The organism is Rothia sp. HMSC075F09, from assembly GCF_001810515.1.
In the GTDB taxonomy this organism is placed as follows: domain Bacteria; phylum Actinomycetota; class Actinomycetes; order Actinomycetales; family Micrococcaceae; genus Rothia.
Genome location: NZ_KV801793.1, coordinates 43,629 through 62,396, shown reverse-complemented (window position 1 = coordinate 62,396; position 18,768 = coordinate 43,629). Strand labels below are relative to the sequence as shown.

General features: G+C 58.2%; 14 protein-coding genes. 3 read left to right on the top strand and 11 right to left on the bottom strand.

Annotated elements, in window-relative coordinates; genetic code table 11:
• Positions 1-73: 73 nt before the first annotated feature.
• Complete coding sequence (locus tag HMPREF2749_RS06805; protein WP_049341967.1) at positions 74-598, bottom strand: ferritin; 525 nt, start codon at positions 596-598, stop codon at positions 74-76.
• A gap of 516 nt (positions 599-1,114) precedes the next feature.
• Complete coding sequence (locus HMPREF2749_RS06800; RefSeq protein ID WP_080975570.1) at positions 1,115-1,666, bottom strand: MarR family winged helix-turn-helix transcriptional regulator; 552 nt, start codon at positions 1,664-1,666, stop codon at positions 1,115-1,117.
• A gap of 1,514 nt (positions 1,667-3,180) precedes the next feature.
• Here HMPREF2749_RS06800 and HMPREF2749_RS06795 point away from each other — a divergent pair.
• On the top strand, positions 3,181-3,804 hold the full coding sequence (locus HMPREF2749_RS06795) for a superoxide dismutase (RefSeq protein ID WP_005507370.1): 624 nt from the start codon (positions 3,181-3,183) through the stop codon (positions 3,802-3,804).
• 152 nt (positions 3,805-3,956) lie between these two features.
• On the opposite strand, the gene HMPREF2749_RS06790 is transcribed toward HMPREF2749_RS06795, so the two are convergent.
• The 5 genes from HMPREF2749_RS06790 to HMPREF2749_RS06770 form a co-directional block, all read right to left on the bottom strand.
• Positions 3,957-5,783 (bottom strand): ATP-binding cassette domain-containing protein, encoded by a 1,827-nt coding sequence (locus HMPREF2749_RS06790; protein WP_070593873.1) that lies wholly within the window; start codon positions 5,781-5,783, stop codon positions 3,957-3,959.
• Between the two features lie 453 nt (positions 5,784-6,236).
• A complete protein-coding gene (locus tag HMPREF2749_RS06785; RefSeq protein WP_070593871.1) occupies positions 6,237-8,024 on the bottom strand; it encodes an ATP-binding cassette domain-containing protein in 1,788 nt (595 codons plus the stop codon).
• A 494-nt stretch (positions 8,025-8,518) separates the two neighbouring features.
• Positions 8,519-9,331 (bottom strand): NUDIX hydrolase, encoded by an 813-nt coding sequence (locus HMPREF2749_RS06780; protein ID WP_070593869.1) that lies wholly within the window; start codon positions 9,329-9,331, stop codon positions 8,519-8,521.
• 262 nt (positions 9,332-9,593) lie between these two features.
• Positions 9,594-9,914 (bottom strand): putative quinol monooxygenase, encoded by a 321-nt coding sequence (locus tag HMPREF2749_RS06775; protein WP_070593866.1) that lies wholly within the window; start codon positions 9,912-9,914, stop codon positions 9,594-9,596.
• 136 nt (positions 9,915-10,050) lie between these two features.
• Positions 10,051-10,629: a TetR/AcrR family transcriptional regulator gene (locus HMPREF2749_RS06770; protein WP_070593864.1), complete on the bottom strand. Its 579-nt coding sequence runs from the start codon at positions 10,627-10,629 to the stop codon at positions 10,051-10,053.
• 173 nt (positions 10,630-10,802) lie between these two features.
• Here HMPREF2749_RS06770 and HMPREF2749_RS06765 point away from each other — a divergent pair, with 173 nt between their 5' ends.
• Both HMPREF2749_RS06765 and HMPREF2749_RS06760 read left to right on the top strand, forming a co-directional pair.
• A complete protein-coding gene (locus HMPREF2749_RS06765; RefSeq protein ID WP_049338178.1) occupies positions 10,803-12,368 on the top strand; it encodes an MFS transporter in 1,566 nt (521 codons plus the stop codon).
• Between the two features lie 254 nt (positions 12,369-12,622).
• A complete protein-coding gene (locus HMPREF2749_RS06760; protein WP_070593862.1) occupies positions 12,623-13,939 on the top strand; it encodes an NADH dehydrogenase in 1,317 nt (438 codons plus the stop codon).
• A gap of 596 nt (positions 13,940-14,535) precedes the next feature.
• Here the strand turns inward: HMPREF2749_RS06760 and HMPREF2749_RS06755 are convergent.
• From HMPREF2749_RS06755 to HMPREF2749_RS06740, 4 genes are all read right to left on the bottom strand, one after another.
• On the bottom strand, positions 14,536-15,606 hold the full coding sequence (locus HMPREF2749_RS06755; protein ID WP_049352853.1) for an alcohol dehydrogenase catalytic domain-containing protein: 1,071 nt from the start codon (positions 15,604-15,606) through the stop codon (positions 14,536-14,538).
• Between the two features lie 303 nt (positions 15,607-15,909).
• A complete protein-coding gene (locus HMPREF2749_RS06750; protein ID WP_049350274.1) occupies positions 15,910-16,764 on the bottom strand; it encodes an anchored repeat-type ABC transporter permease subunit in 855 nt (284 codons plus the stop codon).
• A complete protein-coding gene (locus HMPREF2749_RS06745) occupies positions 16,761-17,645 on the bottom strand; it encodes a metal ABC transporter ATP-binding protein (protein ID WP_049341976.1) in 885 nt (294 codons plus the stop codon). The genes HMPREF2749_RS06750 and HMPREF2749_RS06745 overlap by 4 nt, the downstream gene beginning before the upstream one ends.
• Positions 17,642-18,718 (bottom strand): choice-of-anchor M domain-containing protein, encoded by a 1,077-nt coding sequence (locus HMPREF2749_RS06740; RefSeq protein WP_049357168.1) that lies wholly within the window; start codon positions 18,716-18,718, stop codon positions 17,642-17,644. The genes HMPREF2749_RS06745 and HMPREF2749_RS06740 overlap by 4 nt, the downstream gene beginning before the upstream one ends.
• Positions 18,719-18,768 lie beyond the last annotated feature (50 nt).

Genomic DNA, 18,768 nt, shown 5'->3' with positions numbered 1-18,768 from the left:
GGAGGGCGGAACGTTTAATATTTTGCAGATATTCTGCGTGGTCGACTAGGTGTCTAGCCGCCTGAACGCAAGATTAGGAACCAGCGATTGCGGGTGCGCCGGACTCCTGGCCATGGTCGTGTGCCAGCTCGCGTGCAACGTAGTTCTCCAGGTCGAAGAGGTTGCCGTTTGCGCGCTTCACGATGGTCACCAGGGTCTCCATGGTTGCAACTTCCTCAACCTGTTCCTTCAGGAACCAGAGGATGAACTGCTCGCCCAGTGCGTAGTTCTCAGCGCGTGCTGCGGAGAACAGGGCCTCGATCTGACCGGTGACAGCCTTCTCCTGTGCCAGGGACATGTCAACGATTTCCTGAACGTTCTCGAAGTCGTTCTTGACAGCGGGAACAGCGGGGATCTCGACCTTGTGGCCGCGGTCCAGCTTGTACTGAACCATCATGAGTGCGTGCTCGCGCTCTTCGAGGGACTGCTGGTAGAAGAACTTAGCCAGCTGGGGCAGGTCCTCACCGTCGAGCCAGATAGCCATGGACAGGTACTGGTGGGATGCAGCGAACTCGTGGCCGATCTGCTCGTTCAGAAGGTCGTAGAAAGACTTAGACATATGGTTTCTCCTTATATGGTGGTTGCTTTTGGGTGCCGGGATGGCGCGGTGCAACCTGTTGATATTTATCGTAAGGGGTGGGGTGCGCCATGTACAGAGAGAAAAGGCTAATCGGTGAATCAGATAAGGTACCCCTGACATATTGTCACCACAACCCTTAGTGTGGATGCCCTGAATACTTTCTTTGGATTGTGTGGTATTGGGTGTGTTTCCTTGAGATTTCGCGGTTTAACAGGGATAGACAGCGGGTTTAAAAACCACAAACCCTACGGCTCAAGGTAAACATAGAGACACCATGTTGGGTGCCTGCGCACGGGGCTAGAGGGCGCAAAAAAAATCTTAAAAATCTCTCGAAAATGCGGCGAAACTGGTGTGGCCAGAACCCCGATGCGCCCCCAACCGCCTCCGTAAAGGTTGTTCTGCGCGCACCTTTAAAGAGATAAGGCACGTTCCCGGTGGGGAATGTGCCTTATCTCTGGTTCTCTCAACTCTCATCCCTCTGTGGGGTGGAGGAGGTTAGTGTGCGGGGTATTCCCCACGCTGCAGTGCATCAATCGAGATGACGTTTGAAGGAGTATCACCCAGAACAGCCTTACCGATCTCGGCAAGCTGCTCAACCTGCTCGGGGGTGAGGTGATCGAAAATTTGGCGGCGTACTTCGCCAACATGGCTGGGTGCGACTTCCTGGATCTTCTGCTCGCCTGCGGGGAGCAGGTGGCAGATGCTCACACGGCGGTCTTCAGCACTGAGGGAACGGCGGACGTATCCATCCTTCTCCAAACGCGCTACGACTCGTGAGAGGCGTGCGGGAAGAGTGTTCGTAGTGATTGCCAGCTCGGTCATGGTCAGGGAATGATCCTTGGACTCGGAAAGCATTGCAAGCACCATGTATTCAACGAAGCTGATGCCAGCCTCGGTTTGTAGCTGATTCTCTAGCTTGCGGGTGAGGCTGAAGATGATGGAGCTGATAAAGAGCCAGCCTTCTCTCTCTTGCGGGGAGAGCCACTGGGTGGATTCGCTGTGCGAGGCATTCTCCGGCTGCTGCGCAGACGTGGTTGGTATGGACACGAGATTGGTTCCTCTTTTATCGGATATGGAGCTCTCTTAAATAAAGAGAGAAGTGGCGTGTTGGCACCCATTGTAGCGAAAGGTCTGACTAGGTGACTCAAAATTGGTACGGTCAAGTAATGGTTGACACTTTGGTGCTAATTTTTTGAGGGGTGCTAGGGGTATCTTTTTGCACGCGGTGACTGCAAATACCCAAGGTAAGCAAGTGATATACGGCATATTTAAAAAGATTTCTGGTACAAGTATAGACGAGACCATACCAAGAAGCACCTCCGTGCATAATGCCAACTTCCGCGGAATATCAAGGTTTTTTAGGTGGTGGAAGAAAATTCTCGGGCCGGCAAAGAGTGTTCCGAGGTCGAAAAATAACGAAACGGTAACAAAAATTTTAAAAAAATCTCGGTTTTGGCTTTGCAACCGTAATGAAACCGTGTACACTAATTACATAACGGGGTCGAAGGAAGCCTCCGAGGCGAGACCGGAAGCTCGCTTCGATAGGTTCGACTCTCTATTTATCGGTGATTGTCGTCGGTGTACGAGTAACTCGTATTTCTACCGACGGATGTGCGGTGCGGGTGCAGTTCGTGGTTGGGCTGCATTCCGTACCGTATCTTTTTAACTCAAAATTTCTATCAACTCACTCTAAGAGCATCCAATGGTCGGGTGCTCTTTTTCTTTACCCTCATATCGGCATCAGCAAGAGCGCTGTACGAGCCGGGGCAGAGTCGGGGGAGGAAGCGTAAACACCTGTGCTGTGTATCTGCCCTGTGTAGCTGTGGGGTGTAGCTGCACGGTGTGGTTTGTGTTGTGTGGTGGTGCCGTGTGTCCGCGGTATTGTTGCGCCGTATCGCGTCAGAAGTGTTATCCACAGGGGTTATCCACAGTGTGGAGAACTTACGCTCGTGTGATTTGGTGGAGCGGAATCGAGGCTCGCCACGGGCACAATTTAAGAGCTCTGCAGAAAAATTCTTGTAATTACAGGCTTTCACAGCCGTTAAAACCGAGGGCAAGTTCTTAAACAGAAGACCTTTTCACCTTTAAATTCGCGGAACGCCAGATTTTCCACACCTGTGGATAACCCTGTGCACTTAATCCACCACCTCCGGCGTAAAAGAGGTGTATAAGACCGCTCAGCGCCCCTGTTGGCGTCCAAAATTTTGGCTAGTAGAAGGAAAAATGCCCCGAGTGAGGGTGAAAATTCTGCAGTTTTTCCCCCGCACATCCCCAAAAGGAGGCGTTATCCACAGGGGTTATCCACAGTGTGGAGAACTTACAGCACTGTTATTCACATGAGTGCATACCCTGTTATTTCAAGGCAGAATAGGGTGCCGAGCCTGAAAAGCCTGTTGATATACAGGGTTATCCACAGGTGTGGGGAAAAGTTTCAGCCTAAAATCCACAGGCTCGTGCGGGTTGGTGCGCACATGTGACGCCTCCCAACTCGTGAAAAGTAAAGTAAACGCTACGCTGGTAATCTTTAATACAGGCCAAGCATTCTAATGAAAGGCATCATCATGGCTGAAAAGTACACCCTCCCCGAGCTTCCCTACGACTACGCGGCGCTCGAGCCCCACATCTCCGCAAAGATCATGGAGCTGCACCACGACAAGCACCACGCAGCATACGTTGCAGGTGCTAACGCAGCTCTTGAGCAGCTCGAAGAGGCACGCGAGAACGGTGCGTACGGCAACGTCTCCAAGCTCTCCAAGGACCTGGCGTTCAACCTGGGTGGCCACACCAACCACTCGATTTTCTGGAACAACCTGTCCCCCGAGGGTGGCGACAAGCCCACCGGCGAGCTGGCAGCGGCAATCGACGAGTTCTTCGGCTCCTTCGACAAGTTCCGTGAGCACTTCACCAACGTTGCACTGACCATTCAGGGCTCCGGCTGGGCAATCCTCGCATGGGACACCGTTGGCAAGCGCCTCATCATCGAGCAGCTTTACGATCAGCAGGGCAACATTTCCGTTGCACTGATTCCCGTTCTGCAGCTGGACATGTGGGAGCACGCATTCTACCTGGACTACCAGAACGTTAAGGGCGAGTACGTCAAGGCATTCTGGAACATTGTGAACTGGGCTGACGTTCAGGCTCGCTTCGAGCGCGCAGTGTCCCAGACCAAGGGCCTGGTCCTCTAATCTAAGTTTTCGTCAGCGCGGTGACGTAGCCGCGGTGAGGTAACTGAAACGGGTGCCCGGCGCCTCCAATATTCGGAGGTGCCGGGCACCCGTTCGTTAAGCCCCGGGTAGCACCCGCGGGGTTGGGTTCGGAACCTTAGACGGAACCCTAGTTAGAGCGCCATCGTGCGGTCAATGCGGATGCGGCGGCAGAAATCCTCATCATGGCTCACCACGATAAGCGCACCGGTGTAGGCTTCGAGCGCCTGCACCAGCCAATCCACCGAAGAAATATCGAGGTTATTCGTCGGCTCATCCAGCATGAGTAGCTGCGGCACCGGATCTGCCAGAAGCACCTGCGCCACCGCTGCGCGGAAACGCTCACCGCCGGAGAGCTCACCGGTCTTATGGTGCACGCTCTCACGGCGGAAAAGCAGGCGCGCCAACTGGTCACGCAGATGCTGCTCGCTCACGCCGGGGTTAGTCCGCTGCACGCTCTGCAGGAGGGTGAGCTGCGGGTCGAGGGTGATGCGCTGGGGAATGTAGGCCCCCTCGAGGCAATAGTCGACCCGGTAGGCGGGCTGCACGGGGGAGCGGTACTCCGGGTCTTTTGCGTGGGCAATTGCCTCAAGGAGGGTGGTCTTGCCGCTGCCGTTCGCACCGGTGATGCGCAGATGCTCGGGGCCGCTGAGAATCAGGTGTTCGGGGTGCTCCGCAGGGGTTCCCTGCCGGCTCTCGCCATCTGCCTCAACGGGTGAAAAATGCAGAGAATCAACCTTAGTGGGTTGCTGAGTGGTAAATGTTTCACGTGAAACCTGCTGAGGGTTAGTCCCACGAGAATCAACCCTGTGCAGCTCCAGTACCTTGCGCCCCGCGGGTAGGGGCTGCTGGCTCAGCTCGGCATAGATTTTCTCCTGCACGCGCACCTCATCCTGGGCGTTCTGGTATTCCTCCTGAGCCTGCTCCTGCTTGCCGATGCGCAGAACTCGAAGCTTTGCCGCCGCCTGACGTGAGGCGTCCTTGGCGAGGGCAAGAATCGTATCCGGCTGGTCGTCCTTCCACACCTGCGCCATGTTCTTCGAGATAATCTCCTGCGCCTGCACCCACTCGCGATGCGCCGAACGCACCCGGTTCTTCGCCTCGCTCACGCGACGCTGAGCCGCCTGCTGCTCGGTGTCCAGTGCCTGCCGGTAGGTGCTGTAGTTACCCTCGAAGAGGCGCAGATGCGCCAGCCCCTGACGGTCAGCATGAAGCTCGGCAATCACGTTTACACGCTCCAGTAGGTCACGGTCGTGGCTAATGATGAGCGCCGGGCAGGGTAGCGCCTCCAACGCGGCGAAGAGCTGAGCCTTCGCCGCGGAGTCCAGGTTGTTCGTCGGCTCGTCGAGCAGAATGAACTCGGGGTCAGAAATCATCAGCGAGGCAAGTGCAGCAATGACCGCCTCGCCACCGGAGAAGCTGCGCATGCTGCGAGCAAAGAGTGCCCGAATCGCCTCCGGGTTGTCTCGATCAATCAGTGCCGCCGGGGTGAAGCCGTAGGTCGCAAGGGCCGCCAGGGTGCGCTCCTCAACGTCCCAGTTATCCCCGATGGTCTCGTAGAGTTCGGGGGAGTATTCGCCGGATTCCACCGCCTGTAGCGCCCGCAGAATCTCGGTGATTCCGCAGAGCTCGGCGAGGGTTTGATTCCGATTCAGACCCATATCCTGAGGTAGATACGCCATGTGTTCCGGCGCCGCCAAAGAACCGGAACTCGGGGTCAAATCACCCAAAATCAACCTCATGAGGGTTGTTTTTCCGCAACCATTATCGCCAATGAGCCCGGTCAGAGGTGCCGAAAATACTGTCGACAGATCCGCAAAAAGCGGAGGCTGGCTCGGGTGCGCAAAGTGTAGATGGGCGATACTAACGTGCGCCGCCGCGTGGGAAATGGCGTGCGAGCGGGCATCGCGGGAAGAAGCGGAACGGGGAAAGGTCGCCTGCGGCTGAAGTACGTGTGTCATACGAGCTCCTTGAGGTATGGATGCTCGGGTGCTCTCAAACTCCGACGGTGGTGCGTTGCAGTAGTGTGCCGGCGGTTTGGGTGCCTATGCTGAGCGCGTGGCGGTAAGAGGATCGCCCCAAAAGGGCGCGAAAAAACCCGAGCGTAACGGTGGATGTACCTGTGCCCGGGTGTGTGCGCGCTGATTGGAACACGTAGGAAACGTGTCCGTAGAGCTGCTGCGTGAGCGCGCAAAAAATTCTTCTGAGTCCGGGCTTATGCTCGGTGGGTCATTTCTTTGATGCCTCCTAGATTCCGAATACCGCCCCGGTCGCGCCTTGGGTGGCTTCGGTCAAACGATACGTTCAGCTCCGTAACTACCCCCACGATGGGGCGGCGTCGGAAGAGAGCTGAGGACTCCAGCATAGGAACTAACTGGGCGCTGAGTCAAACACCTTCCTATGTAGGAGAAGATTCAGCGTGCTGATTCCCCGAATGGCTCCTTCCCGAGAGTTTTTGTTGAAAGGTTGAGTGTGCGGTCAATGCGGATGCGGCGGCAGAAGTCCTCGTCATGACTCACCACAATGAGCGCGCCGGTGTATGCTTCGAGCGCCTGCACCAGCCAATCCACCGAGGAAATGTCGAGGTTATTCGTCGGCTCATCCAATATGAGTAGCTGCGGTACCGGATCAGCCAGAAGCACCTGCGCCACCGCTGCGCGGAAACGCTCACCGCCGGAGAGCTCACCGGTCTTATGGTGCACGCTCTCGCGACGGAAAAGTAACCGCGCCAGCTGGTCACGCAGATGCTGTTCGCTCGCACCGGGATTTGCCCTCTGTACGGTTTCAAGGAGGGTGAGCTCCGGGTCGAGGATGATGCGCTGCGGCAGGTATGCGGTGTTGTCCAGGCGGTAGAGCACTTGGTATGCAGGCGGCACTGGGGAACGGTAATCAGGGTCATTCGCGTGCGCTATCGCATTGAGAAGCACAGTCTTGCCACTGCCGTTTGCTCCCGTGATGTGCAGGTGTTCGGGTCCGGTCAGGATAAGAACCTCGGGAAAATCTTGGATTTGAAGCAGATAATCAACTTTATATGGTTGTGTTTCACGTGAAACGGTGTTTTGGGTGTATGCCTTCTTAAGGTCGGCGCTCTGCGGTGTAGATGCGCAAGAGTCGTTCTTCACCCGATGTAATTCCAGTACCTTCCGCCCCAATGGGAGCGCGTCCTGAGCAAGTTCCAGATAGATACGCTCCTGCACGCGCAGGTTCTTTTGGGCTTCTCCAACTGCTACACGTGCATCCGCCACCATGCTTTCGTGGGCTGTGTGAAGTTTCCCGGCAGAGCGCTCTGAACTGTTTTTATCCAGGCCCATAGCCATGCCAGGTTTCCGCTTTGACCGTTCAAATTCGCGGCCTCGGCGGGCGTTGCGATCGAGCTTAATCTGGTTCTCGGTGCGCTCACGCACAGCCTTACGCACCTCATTCTTCGCCTCGGTCACGCGACGCTGAGCCGCCTGCTGCTCGGTGTCCAGCGCCTGCCGGTAGGTGCTGTAGTTACCCTCAAAGAGGCGCAGATGCGCCAGCCCATGACGATCGGAGTGAAGCTCGGCAATCACGTTCACGTGCTCCAGCAGATCGCGGTCGTGGCTAATGATGAGTGCCGGGCAGGGTAGCGCCTCCAGTGCGGTGAAGAGCTGGGCTTTCGCCGCGGAGTCCAGGTTGTTCGTCGGCTCATCGAGCAGAATGAACTCTGGGTCTGAAGACAGAAGCGCGGTGAGTGCGGCTGTGACTGTCTGACCACCTGAAAAGGTGCTAAGGGGACGCATCAGAAGGTTGCGACGGGCCTGCGTATCGGTCGTAGTGAGGGCAGGACCAAAACCATGTTCGGCAAGGGCTGCGAGGGTGCGTTCTTCAATATCCCAGGCGTCGCCTATGGTGTCGTAAAGGCTGGGGGAATATTCGCCCGATTCCAGCGCATCAAGCGCCTGCAGTATTTTTGTAATTCCAAAAATATCGGCAAGATGCTGATGCCCACTCAACCCTAAATCTTGCGGTAGGTACGCTATGTGCGGTGGGGTGCTGATTATGCCTTGACTAGGATTTATGTCGCCAAGAATAAGTCTGAAGAGGGTAGTTTTTCCGGCGCCGTTATCGCCGATAAGTCCGGTGAGTGGCGCAGAAAATACCGCCGAAAGATCCGCAAAAAGCGGAGGCTGGCTCGGGTGTGCGTACGAAATATGGTCGAGTGTAATGTGACGTGACATGGGCCGAGTTCCTTCGAGTAGGTGCTCGGATTCCTGCCAGCGCACATGAAGGCCTGAAGGCATGAAAAAACCCGAGCGTAACGGTGGATGTACCTGTGCCCGGGTGTGTGCGCGCTGATTGGAACACGTAGGAAACGTGTCCGTAGAGCTGCTGCGTGAGCGCGCAAAAAATTCTTCTGAGTCCGGGCTTATGCTCGGTGGGTCATTTCTTTGATGCCTCCTAGATTCCGAATACCGCCCCGGTCGCGCCTTGGGTGGCTTCGGTCAAATGATACGTTCAGCTCCGTCGGCTACTTCTGCAACGAGGTGGCGGTAAAAGAGAGCTGAGGACTCCAGCATAGGGAACGCGCGGGTGCTGAGTCAAACACCCTCCTGTAAAACCTTCTGACAAGTGCCGATACCCCCTAGAGAATGCAAAAGGAGGGACGACACCACGCGGTGCCGCCCCTCCTTTTAGGCATTAAATCTACGCGCGTACAACGCGCGAAACGCTATTACGCCTCGTGACGCTCACGGTACATGCCCAGCGGGCCCGCATCTGCGTATGCCTGAGCGTCGTTGTAACGGTACAGGCGCGGCGGGCGGTGGCGGGTGCCCTCCACGCGGCGGCCGGTGTCAATAATCGACTTCGATGCCGCAATCTGGCGGCGGAAGTTCGCCGGATCCAGGGTGCGACCCAGAATCGCCTCGTACACCTCACGCAGCTGCGCCAGGGTGAACTCCTCACCCAAGAAAGAGTGCGCAATACGCGAGTACTCGACCTTGTTCTGCAGGCGGTAGAGTGCGTACTCAATGATTTCGTTGTGGTCGAAGGCAAGCTCGGGCAGCTCATCCACCGGGAACCAGCGGATGTTCTCGTGCACGCGGGTGTTTGCGACCTCGGTGGCGGGAATCGAAGCCCAGTACACCACGGAAACCACGCGCTCGTGATCAGCGCCGGGCGCCGGGTCGGGTTCACCCACAACGCGGGCGGCACGCGCCTCGGGAGTGCGCAGGACATCACCGAATGCGTAGAGCTGCTCCAGATAGCCGGGCTGCAGGTTGGTTGCACGCTTCAGGGTCGAAGCGGCTGCCTCTTCCAGAGAAAGATTCGGGTTGAGCGGACCGCCAGGAAGCGCCCACTGGCCCTTATAGGGCTCGCGGAGGCGGCGAACCAGCGGCAGCCACAGGGTCGGGTGGGTCTCGTTTTCCTTGGGACGCAAAGCTAGAATCACGGTCGAGACAGCGAGAGATACAGAGGTGTGGTCCACGTCGTTGTGCTCTTCAGTGGCGACTGCGCCGGGAAGAGGCTGGGATGCGATGCTCATTCAGGCCTCCTGTGCGAATGGGTATCGATAGGTGTGCATACTCTACCCATTTTAAGGGGTTAATAGGGTAAAAATGCACGCAAGGCACCCGCTGACCCGAAAACCGGTACCATCCGCGTCGTATCAAGGGGAAAAGTTCAGGTACCGGACACACCAAAGCGCCTCTCCTGCCTGCCCAATAGGACAGAGAGGAGAGGCGCTCCAGCGTCTACTTATGCAACGTCTAACTATGCAATTCTAGGGTGCATGTCGGGGGTGCAGATTAGTCGATCTGCAGCTCGCCCATAGCTTCCCAGCCCTCGCCGTCAATCAGGCGAGAAATAATCTTCGGGGTTGCAGTCAGCAGCGGACGCATGTCCTTCATGGCCTGCTGGAAGTGGTCAGAGTTCACGTGCGGGCCAGCTGCGTCGTCGTTGAAAGCCTCGAGCAGAACGAACTCATTCGGGTCCTCAACGCTGCGGGACCACTCGAAGAACTTGTTGCCTTCCTCGGCGCGGGTTGCCTCGGTGAAAGCGCGGGTCTTCTCGATCCACTGGTCAGCGTATTCGGGCTTGACGGGGAACTTGACAGCAATGAAAATCATTGGAACTCCTTGGTTGAAGAGCGGTTACGTACTCTTCCAGTTTAAGTCCTGGGTGCTCGCCGGCGCTGAAGAATACGGTCTGAGGCGGCGGTTTTAGCTTGTGGCTTTAAGCGCTGTATCGGGTGGTTTTTGTGGTTTAACGAGTCGCCGCCTTGAGTACCTGCAGGGCGCGTTCGAGTGCCGCTCGGTCTGCCGCGATGGCTGCGGCCCTCTGCGGGCTGGCGGAGTCGCCTCCGAACGCCGCGTTGTAGTACATGCCGTCACCCAAAAGCAGCACGGTGCGGGCAATCTGCTCATCACCCAGCTCGGCGAGGACGAGCGCATGCCAGCCATCCTGTACGCGGCTCATGGTCTGCTGGGCAAGCTCGTTATTGCTCTGTGCCAGGCGGCTGAGAGCAATGAGGGCGCGGTCGAAGGGGGAGTTATCTGGCGTGGAGGAATTGATGTAGTAGGCGCTTGCCCCCTCGGGTGCCTGCTCCATTGCCGCGAAGTCCTCTTCAGCCAGGGTGAGGGTGCGTTCTGCGAGCGCCTCAAGTAGCGCCTTCTTGGAGGCGAAGTGGTAGAGTAGCCCGCCCTTGGAAACCTTGGCGGCGGTGGCGACGGCGTCGAGGGTTGCGGCGCGTTCTCCCGAGCGAATCAGCAGGTCGATGTAGGTGTCGAGGATGTGTTCGCGGGAGTTGTTGGCGCGCTGTTTGCGGTGGTTGGGGGTGGTCATGGGTACCAGTCTAACCGCTTGAAACTATACCGTCCAGTTGGTATAATCTTCGTTTATGGCCCCGTCCGGACCCCTAAAACCTCACTAAAAGACCTAGCCCAAAAGACAGGCCGAGCTGATGCCGCCGCGTCCGCCGCATCAGCCGACACCTTATAGACGCACGAAAACAACCCATGACGAATCACAATCCGCACACCACGGCTCTGCCCATTCACGCCCCCGACCAGAAGACCAAGCGCTGGGCGGCACTCGGTGTGCTCATGCTCCCGGTGCTCCTGGTCTCCATCGACAACACAGTGCTTGCCTTCGCGGTGCCCGCAATCGCTAAGGCGCTGAGCCCCTCCTCCGCGGAGCAGCTGTGGATCGTTGACTCCTACTCCCTGGTGCTCTCCGCCCTGCTCGTGCCCATGGGCGCTATCGGTGACCGCATCGGTCGCCGCAAGCTGCTGCTCATCGGCTCGACCGGCTTCGCGGCAATCTCTGCGCTCGCGGCATTCGCGCCCTCCGCGCTGATGCTCGTGGTTGCCCGCGCCCTGCTTGGCATTTTTGGCGCCATGCTCATGCCGGCAACCCTGTCGATTATTCGCAATATCTTTGTGGATGCGACCGAGCGCCGCATCGCTATTGCCGTGTGGGCTTCGGGCTTCTCGGCGGGTGCGGCGCTGGGCCCGATTGTGGGTGGTTTCCTGCTGGAGCACTTCGACTGGGGTTCGGTGTTCCTGCTCGCTGTGCCGATTCTGATTCCTCTGCTGATTCTCGCCCCGATTATGGTTCCCGAGTCGAAGGACCCGAACCCCAGCCCGGTGGATCCGCTGAGCATCCTGCTGATTATGACCGGCATGACCGGCATTACCTTCGGTCTGACTCACACCTCCGAAACCGGGTTCGATGCGGTGGCTATCAGCACCATCCTTGCCGGCCTGTGCTTCATTGTCCTGTTCGTGCTGCGTCAGCTCAACCGCGAGAAGAACGATATTCAGCCCATGCTGGATGTGCGCCTCTTCCGCAACACCGTGTTCACCGGCGCGATTACCGCAAACCTCATCTCCATGATGGTGGACGTTGGCTTCATCTACTTCGCCTCCCAGCACCTGCAGTTGGTCTCCGGTCTGCCGCCCATGTACGCCGGTATGCTGCTGATTCCCGGTACCCTGGCGATCATTATCGCCGGTCTGGTGATTGCGCGCGTGGCGGTGCACTTCCACCCGGCGCAGGTGGTGTCTTTCGGTCTGGCGCTCCACGCTGCCGCGTTCGCGGTGCTCGCCTTCCTGGGTGCGCACAACGACTTGGTGATTATCCTGATCTTCATTGTGCTCGGTACCGGCATCGGTATTGCGCAGACCATTTCGAACGACCTGATGCTCTCCAGCGTGCCGCCGCGTAAGGCTGGTGCGGCATCCGCGATCTCGGAGACCTCCTACGAGACAGGTACGGTGCTCGGCACCGTCATCATTGGTGGCATGCTCACCGCCGTCTACCGCGCAAATGTGGTTGTACCCGACGGCCTGGATGAGACTCTCGCCGACCACGCCCACGAAACCCTCGGCGGTGCCGTGACGGTCGCAAGCCAGGTGGGTGGCGAGCAGGCGAACCAGCTGCTCTCCTCCGCATTCGCTGCCTTCGACTCCGGCGTGGTGCTGAGCTCCGCATTCAGCGCCGTGCTCATGGGTGTTATGGCCGTCATTAGCTACTTCATGATCCGCAAGGCACCGCGCGAAATGAAGCCCGCTGACCACTAATTCCGCGCACTAACTCTGCGCGCTAACCCAGCGAGAACACTAATTCGGAATACATGAGCCCCGCCTCCTGACGCTACCGCAGCATCGGGAGGCGGGGCTATTTTTACGCACCCACCTGCGCATTTAAAGGTTCAGCACAGGTGCCGGTGGTACGGTAAAAACAGCGGGCTTGCGCCCGAAAAAGACGTCCCGAAAAGACGCGCTGAAAAGACCGCGGAACCAGCGGCTCCACACACTCAAGGAGGAACGCCACCATGGGACTCAAAGACTGGATAGCACCCTTCATCACGCTACTGATTGGTGCCAGCACCATTTTCATCTCCTACAAGAACTACCAGGCGCAGGCGGCGGCAAAACCCTCCGAACTGGCGCGCTTAGAGTTGTGGAGCAAGCTACTGACCGAAGCTGGCATGGACATCAGCGCGCTACCCGACCCGGAGAGCCTCACCTCCGACCAGCGCGTCGTCCTCGAAAACTACCGGGTCTTCCTCAAACGTGCCTCCCTCGAATCGAAGCTGCGTAAAGTTGGTATCGACAGCAACCGCATCTTCAGCCTGCTCATGAAGCGTGCGCACTCTTCCGTGAAGCCCACGCCCATCCCCATTGGCGACTCGGTGTTCTACTACCGCCTGATTCTGCGCGGCCTGCTGTACATTTGGGTGCCGCTCGCCGTGGTGTTCATCGGTGTGCCCATCGTCGTGGTCACCATCGCCTACCTGATTGGCCTGTTCCCGAACCACCGCGGCAATCTGCCTGACTTTGCGCTCTCCCCGCTTGCCGTGGTGCTCCTGATTGTTGGCGCGATTGCGGTGGGTTCCCTCGTGTACCTGCAGAACCGCATTATCTCCGCCATTATCGCGAACAACGTGTACTTTTACTTCTGGGATATTTACGGCTCTAAGAAGGGCGCCCGCGATTCCAAGGACGCCTACAGCGAGCGCCTGGCGGCTAAAACCTACGCCGACCAGCTGTTCCTCGGCCAGCAGGAGTTCGCCCAGCAATTCCGCGAGAACATGTACATGGCGGGTATTCAGGAGATTGACGAGTACCCGCGCGTGCTCAGCGATAGCGTGATGCTGCCACACAACTACCGCGTGGTGAAGACTCGCGAGGCGGAGGACCCGGAGGACCGAATCGACCGCTTCGTGAACTGGGTGCGCTCCAAGATCGGGTTTGAGCGGCTGGAACCGCGCATCATCTACACGCTCGAACATAAGGACGCGCACAAGGATGCGAAGAAGGAAGCGCACGGTGAACCTGTAGCTACTGAGCAGGGTGTTTCTGGGCAGCCCGTAGAGACTCCGGCTCAGGATCAGCAGGAGGATGCGCAGAAGGCTCCGGAGGCACCCGCCTCGGAGGAGCCCATCGTTGCGGAGGTGCCCGTTGGCGCGCCTGCCGAGGATCCGGCTGATGCACCCACCGAGCCCGTCACCGGAGACGCCACCGAATCCTCTGCCGTATCTGGGGTATCTGCCGCATTCGGAGAGGATGATCCCACGGAGGTGTTCAACCCCATCACACAGAACGCCGCTATCGGCGAGAAGGCTGACGGTGAGAAGCCTAAAAACTAAATAGCCGCCCGGAACACAGAAAAACCCCGGAGCACAGAAAATCCCCGCAGTGCCGGAATCCGGGCATGAGAAAAGGGTCGCAGCCTACGAATCGCCATTGAATCGTAAGCGTGCGACCCTTTTCCTTTCCCTTCAAGGAGGAGCAGAATCGGAGGTACCGCCCGACCAAGAAGAGCCAAATGATGCGCCCCTCCACCAGTAGAGGTTGCCTGGCAGAAGAACCCGCAAGAGCGGGTCGGCAGAGCGCCCGGCAGAGGAGGCATCACGCGTGAGGAACCGCCCCTCAACCCACAAAAGAACAGGTTGAGCCCGCCAAAGAACGGGTTGCCCAAAGAATGGGTTGAGGGAACAGAAAACCCCGAGCTGGCGTATCTCTTGAATCTTCAGAAAATCCTGTATCTTCAGACAATCTTGTCTCTTCAGAAAATAACTACATCTCGGGGTAGGGGAGGGCGATTCGCGCTCCGGGTGGGACCTACCCTCTCCCACCCGGAGGCGAATCGTGGGGATGTTCGCAGTGTAATGAAGACATCCCACCGAAATCCCTAACGAAAGTTTGGGGTTTCAGTATGAGCGGTATATGAGCCTACCGCTGTCTATGCCGCAACCTCGGGGTTACGGGAGATAACAACCTTCACCACGTTGTGCTCAGCAGCGTGGGAGAACAGGTCGTATGCCTCCTCGAACTGGTCGAAAGTGAAGCGGTGGGTTGCCATTGCCTTAGCGTTCAGGCGACCCGAGCGGACCATGTTCAGCAGGTTACCGACGGTGTTGCAGTTGACCAGACCCATGTTGATGCGAACGTTAGAAATCCACATGGTGTTCAGGGGCAACTCAACGGGCTTGCCGTGCACGCCAGCGTTAGCGATATTGCCGTAGGGGCGAACAATCTTGGTGCAGGTCTCGAAAGTCTGCGGAACGCCCACAGCCTCAATTGCCACGTCCACGCCCAGGCCGTCGGGGGAGAGAGCCTTAATCTTCTCGATGAAGTCCGGGTCGCCCGCGTTGACCTTATCGGTTGCGCCCAGCTCCAGTGCCTTGTTCATGCGGTTCTCGTCAAAATCGACGGTGATGACGCGGCCGGCACCGCAGAGGTTAGCGGTCATGATAGCGCCCAGACCCACGGGGCCTGCACCCACGACAGCGACGGTGTCGCCGGGCTTGGTGTTGCCGTTCAGAATACCGATCTCAAAACCGGTGGGCAGTGCGTCGGTGAGGAAGAGGACGTCCTCATCGGTCAGACCCTCCGGAACCAGGTGAACCGAGGTCTCTGCGTAGGGAACACGCACGTACTCTGCCTGGGTGCCGTCAATCATGTAACCGAAAATCCAGCCGACACCACCAACGGTCTGGCAGTGCGAAGGCTGGTTCGCCTTACAGTAGGAGCACTTACCGCAGCTGGTCACGGCGGGAATGATGATGCGGTCGCCGACCTTCAGGTCAGTCACCGCGGAGCCAACCTCGGTAATGGTACCGACAGCCTCGTGGCCCAGGATGCGTCCGTGGTCCACCTCGGGGCAGTCGCCCTTCAGGATGTGCAGGTCAGTACCGCAAATGGTGGTGGTGTCGACACGGGCGATAACGTCCGTGGGCTCAAGAATGGTGGGGTTCGGGACTTCCTCCCAGGCGCCCTTCTGGTCGGGGCCGTGGTATACATATGCCTTCATGATGACTCCTTCTTTGAAGCTCTAATGAGGGTGTAGTGACTGCTTTATCACTACATGTATCAACCCATAAGAAATATTTGATAGGTTGTATTTTCATTAAACCCGACGTGTTGAATTATGCGCTTTTATTACGCGGAGTGTATCTTTTGGTTCTTTAAACATGAACATGATTCACTTTGGGTATTTAAGACCTGTAAAAAACGCACGAGGCGCACCCCCCAAACAGGGATGCGCCTCGTGCGTTTATTCGTGCGTTTAATCGAGAAAAGTTGGGTTGAGCTGTGCCTAGCTCTTCAACTGGATTTAGCTCTTCAGCTGGGCACGCGCTCGCGAACGAACCGCCGTCACCGCCCACACCAGCACAAAAGCCGCCACCATCGACAGCACAATCGTGCCACCGGTCGGCAAGTTAAACGCCCACGACAGGTACAGGCCAACAATCGAGCAGATACCGCCAAACACCGGCGAGAACACCATCATCGACCCCAGACGGCGGCACGCCAGGCGGGCAGCCGACGCCGGAATCACCAGAAGCGCCAACACCAGCACATTACCGAGCGTCTGCAAACCCAGCACCACAGAAATGGTCACCAGAACGTACAGCACAATATCCAAGGCAAGCACCGGCAGGCCCATCGCGCGGGCACTCTCACGGTCCAGGCTGACCGTCACAATCTGGCGGTGGAACAGCCACAGCACCAGCAGAATAACGGCACCCATAATCGCCGCCTGGGTAATGTCCTCATTCGAAACACCCACAATCGAGCCGAACAAGAAGTCCTGCACCGACCCCGAATAGCCCGGCGCCAACGAAATAATCACAATACCCAACGCAAAGGATGCCGCGAAGAAAATACCGATCACGGAATCCTCGCGTAGCCGCTGATTCTGACTAAAAATAGCCACCAGAATAGCCGTGACCACGCCCGCGGTCAGACCGCCCATGACCAGGTTGCCGCCCAGCACGAACGCCACCGCAAGACCCGGGAACACCGAGTGCGCCACCGCATCGCCGATGAAGACCATGCCGCGCATCAGCACGTGGCAGCCCACCACACCGGTCACCACCGACGCGAGCAGTACAGCCGCCAGGGCGCGCGGAAGGAACGCCAGGGACGGGTTGAACAGGTCGGCAAGAAAATCGATAGGAGTAATCAACGGGCACCCCCGGTAGAAGCAGAATCAGCGTGGGCGGGGGAGAGAGAAAGATCAGAAGTGCAGGAATCGGGTAGCTCGTGGCCGTACTCATCCAACGCACCACCGGCACAGGTGAAGCCCGTGCGGGCGTGACCCTGCGCCTCCTCAATATCGTGACCGTGCAACCACGTATGCAGCTGCTCCAGGCTAAAGGAGTCCGCCGGACCATCCAGGTGAATATTGCCGCGCACACCGCACAGACGCGAGCAGGACTCACGCGCCGCCAGCATGTCGTGCGTAGACATCAGAATCGTGATGCCCTCACCCGCCAATTCACGGTACAGGCGAGTCAGAGTGGTCTGAGTCGGCGCATCCACGCCCGTAAACGGCTCATCCAGCAGCAGCAGGGAGGGGTTCGCCGCCAAAGCGCGCGCCAAAAGAACCCTCTGACGCTGACCACCGGAAAGCTCCGCAATGGAAGCGTCCTGCAGGTGCAGAACATCGGTGCGTTCCATCGCCGAAAAAACCTGCACCCAATCCTTCTTCGCCGGGCGGCGGAAGAACCCAATCTCACGCACGCGACCGGTCATCACCGTGTCCTTGACGGTCAGCGGAAAATCCCACTGGAACTGGTGCTTCTGCGGCACATAACCAATATGCGCACGCGCCACACGCGGCGACTCACCCAACACCCGAACCTGCCCGGATGCCGGGCGAATCAGACCCAAAATGGTGCGCAGCAGCGTGGTCTTACCGGCACCATTAGCGCCAATCAAACCCGCAAACTCGCCGCGCTCCAGGGTCAGGGACAGATCCTTGAGGATGGAACGGCGCGCGTAACCCGCGTACAGGTTCGAAATCTCTAGAACGGGTTCAGTACCCGCTGTTACCGACGCGCTCACGAACGGTCACCGCGCACTTCATCCAGTGCCTCACGCTGCGCGGAGGAACGGCGACGGAACGAAAGGAACGCGCCTACGGCGATCACAGCTGCCACGCCTGCGGCAATAGCACCCCAGGGGATAGTGAACTCTGCCTTGTAACTGCTCTGGTCGCTCGCCGCGGCGGCAGACGAAGAACCGGACGCCTGAGTACCGGCAGACTGGGAAGCAGAGTTAGACGAAGTGCCGGAGGATGCAGAAGAAGCCGAGCCCGAACCGCGCGCCTGCGCCTCCATCGCGTACAGGGCATCAGCGCTCGCGGAGTCACCCACCGCAAACTTCAGGTAGCGGGTATCAGACACAGTCGAACCGTCAGACAGCTCAGCGCTCGCGGTGACCTTCAGCAGGTACTCGCCGGGGGCGGTGAACACCCAGTTCGCGTGGGTGTGAGTGTTCTTCTCCACCCACAGCTTCTGCGGCTCACTCTTGGTCGAGGACCACAGCACCTGCGGTGCCGAGAAGTTACCGTTCTCCAGGTACAGGCTGAACGTGCCGGGGCCGCTCACCTGCTCCAGGGTCAGGTTCACGCCGCGGTTCAGCTTGGACACCAGCTGCGGATCCTGAGTGTTCCAACCCGGCCAGATTACGCCCTTAGTTTCGGTCTGCGGAATCACGTACACCTTAGAGCCGGCGGGCGCACCCACGAAGGAGTAGCGCGGGTCGTTCGGCACCTCAAGGATCGCCTGGTCGCTACCGCGGTAGATGACCTCGTCCAGGCTGCGCCAGACGGGGGTTTCACCGTGGTCGTCGTGGAGCATGAGCTCAAACTTGCCGTTGTTGAAACGAGGACCCATATCCACGTGACCGGCAGAAATTTCGGTGCGACCGGATGCGACCGGCTGCTCTGCAGACAGGGTCTGGGTGAGGGCGCGCTCGCCGCGGCTGAGGTTGCTGTCGCTCGGCTGAGCCGAGGCGCTCTCGGTGGTTGCCGAGGTGGTCTCCGCGTGTGCCACACCCAGGGGTGCGAGCATGAGGCTGGCACCCAGAGCCAGGGCGGACAGGCTACGAGAAGAGCGGGTGGTTGAGTTCATCATGAGGACTTCCTTGAATCATGACCTAGGTGGTGTGTGAAAGATTATCTATA

Bases quoted from the DNA above. Each gene is read 5' to 3' on its own strand.
- HMPREF2749_RS06775 (WP_070593866.1), bottom strand. From the start codon at position 9,914: ATGATTTTCATTGCTGTCAAGTTCCCCGTCAAGCCCGAATACGCTGAC.
- HMPREF2749_RS06740 (WP_049357168.1), bottom strand. From the start codon at position 18,718: ATGATGAACTCAACCACCCGCTCTTCTCGTAGCCTGTCCGCCCTGGCT.
- HMPREF2749_RS06755 (WP_049352853.1), bottom strand. From the start codon at position 15,606: ATGAAGGCATATGTATACCACGGCCCCGACCAGAAGGGCGCCTGGGAG.
- HMPREF2749_RS06790 (WP_070593873.1), bottom strand. From the start codon at position 5,783: ATGACACACGTACTTCAGCCGCAGGCGACCTTTCCCCGTTCCGCTTCT.
- HMPREF2749_RS06785 (WP_070593871.1), bottom strand. From the start codon at position 8,024: ATGTCACGTCACATTACACTCGACCATATTTCGTACGCACACCCGAGC.
- HMPREF2749_RS06780 (WP_070593869.1), bottom strand. From the start codon at position 9,331: ATGAGCATCGCATCCCAGCCTCTTCCCGGCGCAGTCGCCACTGAAGAG.
- HMPREF2749_RS06765 (WP_049338178.1), top strand. From the start codon at position 10,803: ATGACGAATCACAATCCGCACACCACGGCTCTGCCCATTCACGCCCCC.
- HMPREF2749_RS06760 (WP_070593862.1), top strand. From the start codon at position 12,623: ATGGGACTCAAAGACTGGATAGCACCCTTCATCACGCTACTGATTGGT.
- HMPREF2749_RS06805 (WP_049341967.1), bottom strand. From the start codon at position 598: ATGTCTAAGTCTTTCTACGACCTTCTGAACGAGCAGATCGGCCACGAG.
- HMPREF2749_RS06770 (WP_070593864.1), bottom strand. From the start codon at position 10,629: ATGACCACCCCCAACCACCGCAAACAGCGCGCCAACAACTCCCGCGAA.
- HMPREF2749_RS06795 (WP_005507370.1), top strand. From the start codon at position 3,181: ATGGCTGAAAAGTACACCCTCCCCGAGCTTCCCTACGACTACGCGGCG.